Annotated in this window: 7 protein-coding genes and 1 pseudogene; 1 reads left to right on the top strand and 7 read right to left on the bottom strand. The window is 65.4% G+C overall.

The window, feature by feature from the left end:
- On the bottom strand, positions 1 to 386 hold a 386-nt coding region (locus ACTNC3_RS11015), incomplete at its 3' end, for a hypothetical protein (protein ID WP_441227456.1).
- A 547-nt stretch (positions 387 to 933) separates the two neighbouring features.
- On the opposite strand from ACTNC3_RS11015, the gene ACTNC3_RS11010 reads away from it, so the two are divergent.
- Entirely contained in the window at positions 934 to 1,746 is an 813-nt protein-coding gene (locus ACTNC3_RS11010) for an HNH endonuclease signature motif containing protein (protein WP_441227455.1), read from the top strand.
- Between the two features lie 726 nt (positions 1,747 to 2,472).
- Here ACTNC3_RS11010 and ACTNC3_RS11005 read toward each other — a convergent pair.
- The 6 genes and pseudogenes from ACTNC3_RS11005 to ssb form a co-directional block, all read right to left on the bottom strand.
- Positions 2,473 to 2,952: a hypothetical protein gene (locus ACTNC3_RS11005; RefSeq protein ID WP_441042290.1), complete on the bottom strand. Its 480-nt coding sequence runs from the start codon at positions 2,950 to 2,952 to the stop codon at positions 2,473 to 2,475.
- Positions 2,945 to 3,130, bottom strand: coding sequence for a hypothetical protein (locus ACTNC3_RS11000; protein WP_441227457.1), 186 nt, complete (start codon positions 3,128 to 3,130; stop codon positions 2,945 to 2,947). The genes ACTNC3_RS11005 and ACTNC3_RS11000 overlap by 8 nt, the downstream gene beginning before the upstream one ends.
- 195 nt (positions 3,131 to 3,325) lie before the next feature.
- Positions 3,326 to 3,505, bottom strand: a pseudogene (locus ACTNC3_RS10995) (HNH endonuclease); the annotation flags it as partial.
- Between the two features lie 82 nt (positions 3,506 to 3,587).
- A complete protein-coding gene (locus ACTNC3_RS10990; RefSeq protein ID WP_315888634.1) occupies positions 3,588 to 3,989 on the bottom strand; it encodes a hypothetical protein in 402 nt (133 codons plus the stop codon).
- Entirely contained in the window at positions 3,986 to 6,397 is a 2,412-nt protein-coding gene (locus tag ACTNC3_RS10985) for a DNA cytosine methyltransferase (RefSeq protein ID WP_441227454.1), read from the bottom strand. The genes ACTNC3_RS10990 and ACTNC3_RS10985 overlap by 4 nt, the downstream gene beginning before the upstream one ends.
- Positions 6,397 to 6,831 carry a single-stranded DNA-binding protein gene (ssb, locus tag ACTNC3_RS10980; protein ID WP_441227453.1) on the bottom strand — a complete coding sequence of 145 codons (435 nt, stop codon included), beginning with the start codon at positions 6,829 to 6,831 and terminating at the stop codon, positions 6,397 to 6,399. Before ssb ends, ACTNC3_RS10985 begins: the two co-directional genes overlap by 1 nt.
- Positions 6,832 to 6,994: the final 163 nt, after the last annotated feature.

Genomic DNA, 6,994 nt, shown 5'->3' with positions numbered 1-6,994 from the left:
CACACCAGCTCGTCCCACTGGGGCAGGGTCTGGGCGAAGTTGAGCCAGGTGGTGAGCCATGCGCAGCAGCCTGCGACGGTGTCGGGCAGGTCGTCGGGGTGGTGGCCGGCGTCGAGGGCGTCGGCCTCGATGTCTCGGCACCAGGTCCACAGGTACGGCAGCAGGCCTGCCCGGTCGGGGTCCACCCATTCGGCCCGCGACGTGAGATCGCGGACGCGTCGGTCGAGGAGTTGGATGACATCGAGGCGGGCGGGCGGTCTGCTGCCCGGCGCCGCGCCACGCTGGGTGTCGTTGGGCGTGCGGGTGATGAGCGCGGTCGGGAGCAGTGCGGCAAGGTCAGCAAGGTCGGCGAGTTGGCGTCGGATGTGCTGGGCGGTGGGGGTCACTGGTCCTCCTGGGGTGTCGGGTCAGCTTCAGCAAGCGGTTTGCGCGTGCCTCGGCCACCGCCGCCGCCCCGCATAGATCGGGTCGGGTTCGCTATCAACGCCATCTGCACCACCGCGCCCTCTGGGCAGAATTTGAGATCGCCTTGTGATACACGGATCGCCCACTCGGGAGCGAGCCCCAGACGGGTTTGGGTGATGACGATCCCGTGGCGAGGAAATGCCCACAGCGGGCGCGGATCGCTGGATACCTCAGCGATCCGCTGGTGGAGCCAGCGCGTGTCATGAGGAGTCCCTCGGGGTAGCCGCAGGTGGGTGAGTATCATGCTGATTCCTTTCGTTTCGGCTCGGTCCGGTCGGTCAGCTCTGCGACGAAGCCCCGGCCCGCGTTGTCGAGGTGGAGTGCCACGTCGGAGAGGGGCACCGAGTCGGCGATCGCGGCGAGGTGGTTGAGGCTACGGGCGATCTGCTCGGACAGGCGGTCACTGTCCTCGATGGTGGCGAGCTGCCGTATGCGCGATTCTGAGGGCCTTTCAGTGGCTTGGGGTCCATGGGTACCAGCCTGTCCCTGTTCGTCGCTCTCCGTGTCCACGTGAGAGCAATGAGCGGCATTCCAGCGAGTATCCACCAGGCCGGTCGTCCACTGCCCGGACCGGTTTCTGGTCATGCCCCGGTCGAGCATCTCTGCCTCGGTGAGGCAGCGGCGGCGGGCCGGGCCGGTGATTTGCCCGTGCTTCCCGGTGCGGTGCATGTCGCCGGAGGTGGTGCTGGTGAAGGTTTCGTGACACCACCACTGTATAATGAGGTTATGGACGTTATCTGTGTCGACTGCGGTCAAGTCATCCCTGGAGCTGCTCACCAAAGGAGGCGGTGTGATGCCTGCCGGAAGGAACGGTTTCGTTCCTATGCCAAGCCAATTCGCACACTTAGGGACGGCGAAGAACCACCGGCGGGAGAGCCCCGTAGGTTCATCAACGGTGAGGGGTACATCAGGCTCCGCTGGAGTCTTCCCGGCGAGTACGTCGAGGCATACGAGCATCGTGTCGTCGCCGGAGCGAAAGACGGCGAGCAAGTTCACCACATCGATGGGAATCGAACCAACAACGATCCGAGCAACCTCTGCGTGCTGTCCCCCGAGGAACATCACAGACTGCATGCGGAGCATGGGAGTGGGCCCGCTTCCACCCACAAGTTCATCAGGATCGACGGGGATGAGGCCGAGAGGCTCTACAAGCTTGGCTATGGGACTGAGCGGATCGGACGGATCTTGAGTGCTGACCCATCTGCCGTCTGGCGCCTTCTCAAACGCCGCGGCGTTCAGATCAGGCGTGGCTACGGCGGGCCAAAGCGCAAAGCAGGCTAGCCCTTTAGCGCCGCAGTGCTCGGCGCGGCTACCGGCAATGGTGGCGTCGCAGGTGGAGCAGGTCCAGGTCATGATGTCTCCTGTCGGTTGCGGAGCGCCTGGCGTAGGCGCTCGCGGTGGGCTCTGATCTGGTCGGGGGTGGCGAGGTCGGTGCGTTGCTCCGGCTGCCATGTCGGCAGGGTCGGGGTCGCAGGTCGCCCGGCTGCCTCGGCTCGTCGTGCGGCGAGGCGCTCCAGCTCGAAGCGGATGCCTGCTGGGGTTTTGTGGTCGTGGTTGCAGGCGGCTGCGATGGCGGCCCATGCGAGGTCGGCGAGGCTGTCGGTGTCGAGGCTGGCGAGGATGGAGGCGACGGGTGGCTGGAGCCATGGCTGTCGGTCGGGGTAGCGCATCGCGGCGCGAGTGTGGCAGGTGAGTGCTGCGAGGTCGCGGCACCAGTCGGCGGGGGCTCTCATGCTGCGTCCCGGTTTTGTCGCGTAGCGAGGTCGGCAAGCAAAGATCGCGAGCCCCTACCTACCGGACTTTTTTTGCTTGCTGAACCACAATTCTCAACCACAGATAGACGCAAGGGTTCAGCGTTACTCGCGCTGCGCGGGCGGTTTGAAGGTTTGAAGGTTTGAAGGTAGTTGGGGATGGGTTTGCCGAAGGGTTTCGGCAATGATTCGCTGAACGGTTTCGGGAATGGTTTCCTGAACGGTTCGGGGAATGGTTTCGGGAATGGTTTTGTGGTCATGGCGTGATCCCGATCTGCTCGGACATGTGTGGCAACAGGTCAGCGATGACGTCCCAACTGGAGGCGAGCGCGTCACCCTCCTCGCTCCAGATGCGTGCCACCTCGGCGGTGATCTGGTCGCGGATAGCGGTCGAGGCGATGCGGTCGAGGGCGCGGCAGAATGCTTTCGTCACGTTGGGTTTCGTCAACACCTTGTCGTGCCTCAGGAATGAGCGCACGAGGATTTCACCGGTTGAATGGTCGATGACTAGCAGGTTTGCGTCTGCGAGCGAGTCCCACGCTTTGGCAACCTTGCGGGGTGTCAGGTCGGCGGCGTTGCCTGCATACCTGGCTGGGAAGTAGGGGACAACCCCGGCCCATGACAGGTCTGGGCTGGACAGGAGCGCCATGTAACAGTCGTGTTGGGTGGTGGTCAGCGTGGCCCAATCTGGGTCGCGGTGGGTCGAGACGAGGTAGCGTGCGAACTCTCTAGCCATCGTCGCCCGCTCTCAGGATCGCGGCAGTTTCGGCCTCGATTTCCTTCACGATGTTCTTGATGACGCCCGCCATGTAGCGGAAGACTGTGCGACTTGGGACGCCGTAGGCTTCGATTGCGATGCTGTGCGCCTCAGCTATACGGTCGTAAGGCACTCCGTTATCGAGCCAACGCACCACACTTTGCTTCCAATCGGCGGGCAGAAACGTGCAATCTTCGTCCCAAACTCGCCACGTTTTGCGAAACTTCTGGCACTGTTTGGACCATCTGTCGCGCCGTTCAGAGACGCGCTGGGCTGCGATCTTGCGGGCCTCAGCCCACCGTTTCGCGTCCTCACTCACGTCGGCGACGAGGGGTGTGTCCGGGTGACTGGAGGCCTTCCCGGCGTTGCAGTCCATGCAGCAGGCGACCAGGTTCTCTGGGGTGTCTGCGCCCCCGAGGCTGGTAGGGGTGACGTGATCGACGGTTAGTTCATTGTCCTTACGGTGGCAGTATCGGCACTGGTAGCCATCGCGTCGCAGTACCTCGAATCGGGTGCGCTTCGTCACTGGCATGGCGTCTCGTCCTCTCTGTCGATGTTGTCGTCTCTGCGCACGACAAAGTCGGGGCCGTCAGCGACCCGGGGCATGGGGGGTTTCATCCGTCCACCTCCTGGAAGATGAGCGTCAGCCGGACGTGCCCCGGTTTGCACCGCTCGGCCTGCGGTCGCCAGTCGGGGCCGATGAGGTGGGTGTCGTCGTCGTCGGGCAGGAGCGGCACCCAGCCGTGCGGACGCCAGCCGCAGCCGCTCACGAGACCATCCACGAGCGCCTTGATGGTCGGGTTGAGGTTGTGGGCGTCTCGCCGCCTGCGGTCGGGGTAGGCGACGTGCACGGTCAGGTGGGCGCGCTGCATCTGGTGCGGGTCGTGGCCCTGCGTGACAGCCGCCATCTGGCGGAGGTTGCGCACGAGGCTGGCCTGCCGCGCCCAGTGTTTGCGGTCATTGGCGGTCACGATGAGTGCGCGGGGCAGCTCGAACTCGTAGGTGGCGGTGGTCATGCCGCTGCCCCCAGCGCTTGTGCGCCACAGAGACCCAGCCAGTGGGCCACGTTGACGGCCACGGCGTTCCCGGCCTGCATCTGCTGTTCACCCTGATTGCCGTGGATGATGTAGTGCCTCGGGAAGGCTTGGGCGTTGGCTGCCTCCCGTGGCTTCAGCATGCGGAAGTAGCAGTCCTCGACGTTGATCGCCGGCGTCAGGACGCCGTGCTGGTCTCGTGTCGCCATCGTGGATAGCGGGTCGGCGACGGCGGGGTAGGGTCGAGAGCCGCGCCGGAAGGGGATAACGAGTCCGTGGTGGAAGCCAGCGCCTGTGAAGGTTGCCAGTGGGTCGCTCGTGCTGGATGGTTTGGCGTGCCTGCGGAGCGTGACGAGGAAGTCGGCGCCGCTGGCCCGCTGGGTGCGCATCGGTGCATGCACGCTGGTGCCCTTCTGGTCACCTGCGCCGCCCATGAGGTAGGACACGACGCCGAGCTGGGTTGGGAGTGGTCGGGATGCTGGGCCGAAGTGCCGTCCACAGCTCCCGCCGTTGTTGACGCTCATCACAAAGTCGCGGTCGAAGTCGCCGCGTAGCAGCATCTCCAGGCCGGTCTCGACTCGGCGCATCGTGGACGCTGCCAGCGGTCGGGTGCGGTCGCCGATCCTCGTGCCGACGTCGGTCCAGTCGATCGCGGATGCGGCGGGCCTGACGTAGGGCTCGACCCTGCCGTGATCGCCCTCGGGGCAGACGTAGATGTACTGGCGGTCGTACTTGCCGATGTGGCGTCCGGGCCGCTTCCACCACTGCATGGCTGCCACGTCCGTGCCGCACTTCTCGCACCAGGCCAGCGGTCGCGGCCGCACGTCGGGGGCGGGCACGCCCTTGCGGTTGAAGACGATGTACATACGGTCTCGCCACTGCGGCGCGTGCGGGTTGGTGTCGGAGCCGATGTGAGCTGCGGAGACGGAGACGAACTGGGCGGTGTAGCCGAGGGTGGTCATGCCCGCCAGCCATGTATCGAACAACTCCCACTGGGCTGCCTCCACGACATTCTCGATCATGACGAGCGGGTAGCGGAAGAGTTCGGCGGCGCGGATCACCTCCCAGAATGTGACGCGGGTCCGCTCGAACGCCTCGGTGGGGACGTGGCCGTGTTCCTCGAACAGGTCGAGTTGTCGCGTCCGTTTGCGGTGTCCACCGGCCGGTGATACCTCGGTGCAGATGGGGCTTGCCCACAGAACGTCGGTGCGTGGCAGGTAGCGCAGGTCGATCGCGGAGATGTCGGCGCACAAGTGCTCAGTGTCGGGGTGGTTGGCGGAGTGGGTTTCGATCGCTGGCTGCCAGTGGTTGGCGGCGACCTTAATGTCGTATCCGGCGCTGCGGAGGCCGGTGGAGCTGCCACCCATCCCGCAGTTGCCGGTCCAGTGAACCATTCCGTCGCGACGACACAGCCACGTCCCGTGCTCGACTGTGGGGCACCAAACGACGCCCGTGTGGTCGACCCACTCCACCCGGTTCTGGCGCAGGGGTTTCGCGGTGTCGCGGCCCATGAGGGCTACCGTCCACATTGGCACTTCGGTCCCGCGATACCGCTGGTGCCACGTGCGCACTGACGTGGAGTGCCCGGCCAGGATGGCGGCGAACTGGAACGCATCGCACCGATCCGGGTCACCTTGGGTCAGAGTCGCCTCATGGGTCAGGTCACGAACGCGACGAGTCCCGTCCGCCAGCATCGAGACCTCGATAAGAAGGTCGAGTTGCGCCTGTGTGAGGCATAGCATCCACTCGTGAGCAGGGGCCTTGTTGACGAGTGCACCCGCAACTGGCGCGGCGGCAGCGCGGTTCAGCCTCCAGCAGCGCTGGTCTCCCCAGTCGCTCACCGTCCAGTAGGCGCGGCCATCGGTGCGGCGTCCTGGGGGCCCATATAGGGCGGTGAGTGCCGCAGTGATCCGCCGGCAGTTGTCCGGGTTGTGGCTACGCGACTGATAGATGTGTAGCCGTCCATGGGCGCGGAAGTTACCCTCGGTCCATGCCCATCCGACCAACTCCACCAGTTCGTTGCGGACACCGGAGGCTTTCGGCAGGTTGAACGGGGCTGAGCGCTTGACCATGGACTCCGACGTGAGGTCCCTGGTTGTGCGCCACCGCATCGTGGCGCTGCCGCCGCGCCTATTACGCTCCCAGGTGGGCCACCGGTGGTCGGCCGTAACGAGCGCCGAGATGCCTTTCCCGTGGATTCTGAGCATGCGCTCGTCGGTCGCGTCGAATCGGTGAACCTGCTCGACGGGGGCAAACCCAGCGATGCCGGTTTCGACATTCAGACTGGCGACCAAGTCACCGACCTCAACCTCGTCATGCAGTCGCCAACCGTGAACGGTCAGGATCTCGGTCTGCTCGTCGGCGCAGAAAAAGTCAACGGCGGTGAGCATCAGAATGGTGCCTCTCCGGTCTGGCTCGCCCACGGGTCATCCTGGGGCTGCGGTACCTGCGTCGCCTGCCCGCGTTGGCTGCGGTTGACGATGGCGGTCTGGGTGCGCAGCGAGGGTCCGATGTCGTCCACGGACAGCTCGAAGGTGGTGCGGCGCTGACCCTCCTTGTCCTCGTAGGTGCGCGACTGGAGCTCACCGGTCACGATGACCCGCATGCCCTTGCGGAGGGTGTCGGCGGCGTGCTCGGCCATGTCGCGCCAGACGGTGCAGCGCAGGAATGTGGTGTCGCCGTCGATCCATTCGCCGGTCTGCTTGACGTAGCGGCGGTGATTGTGGGCGACCGTCATGGTGGCGACGGCGGCCCCGGCCTGAGTGAAGCGGACCTCGGGAGAGTCCGTCAGGTTGCCGCAGATGGTGATGGTGTTGGTGCTCATGATTGGTCCTCTCTCTGGCCGCAGTGGGTGCAGCGGGCGTGTCGGTACAGGTGTCGTGGGGTGATGGGTTGGCGGTGGTCGTCTAGTCCCATCGCGCCGGTGAGGATGTGGAGGGCGGAGCAGGCTGCCGGGGCGGGGGCTCGGCGGTCGTCACCCGCCCCGG

The sequence above is a fragment of the Oribacterium sp. HCP3S3_B9 genome, from assembly GCF_052064255.1.
GTDB lineage: Bacteria > Bacillota > Clostridia > Lachnospirales > Lachnospiraceae > Oribacterium.
This window is presented reverse-complemented; position numbering and strand designations above follow the sequence as displayed.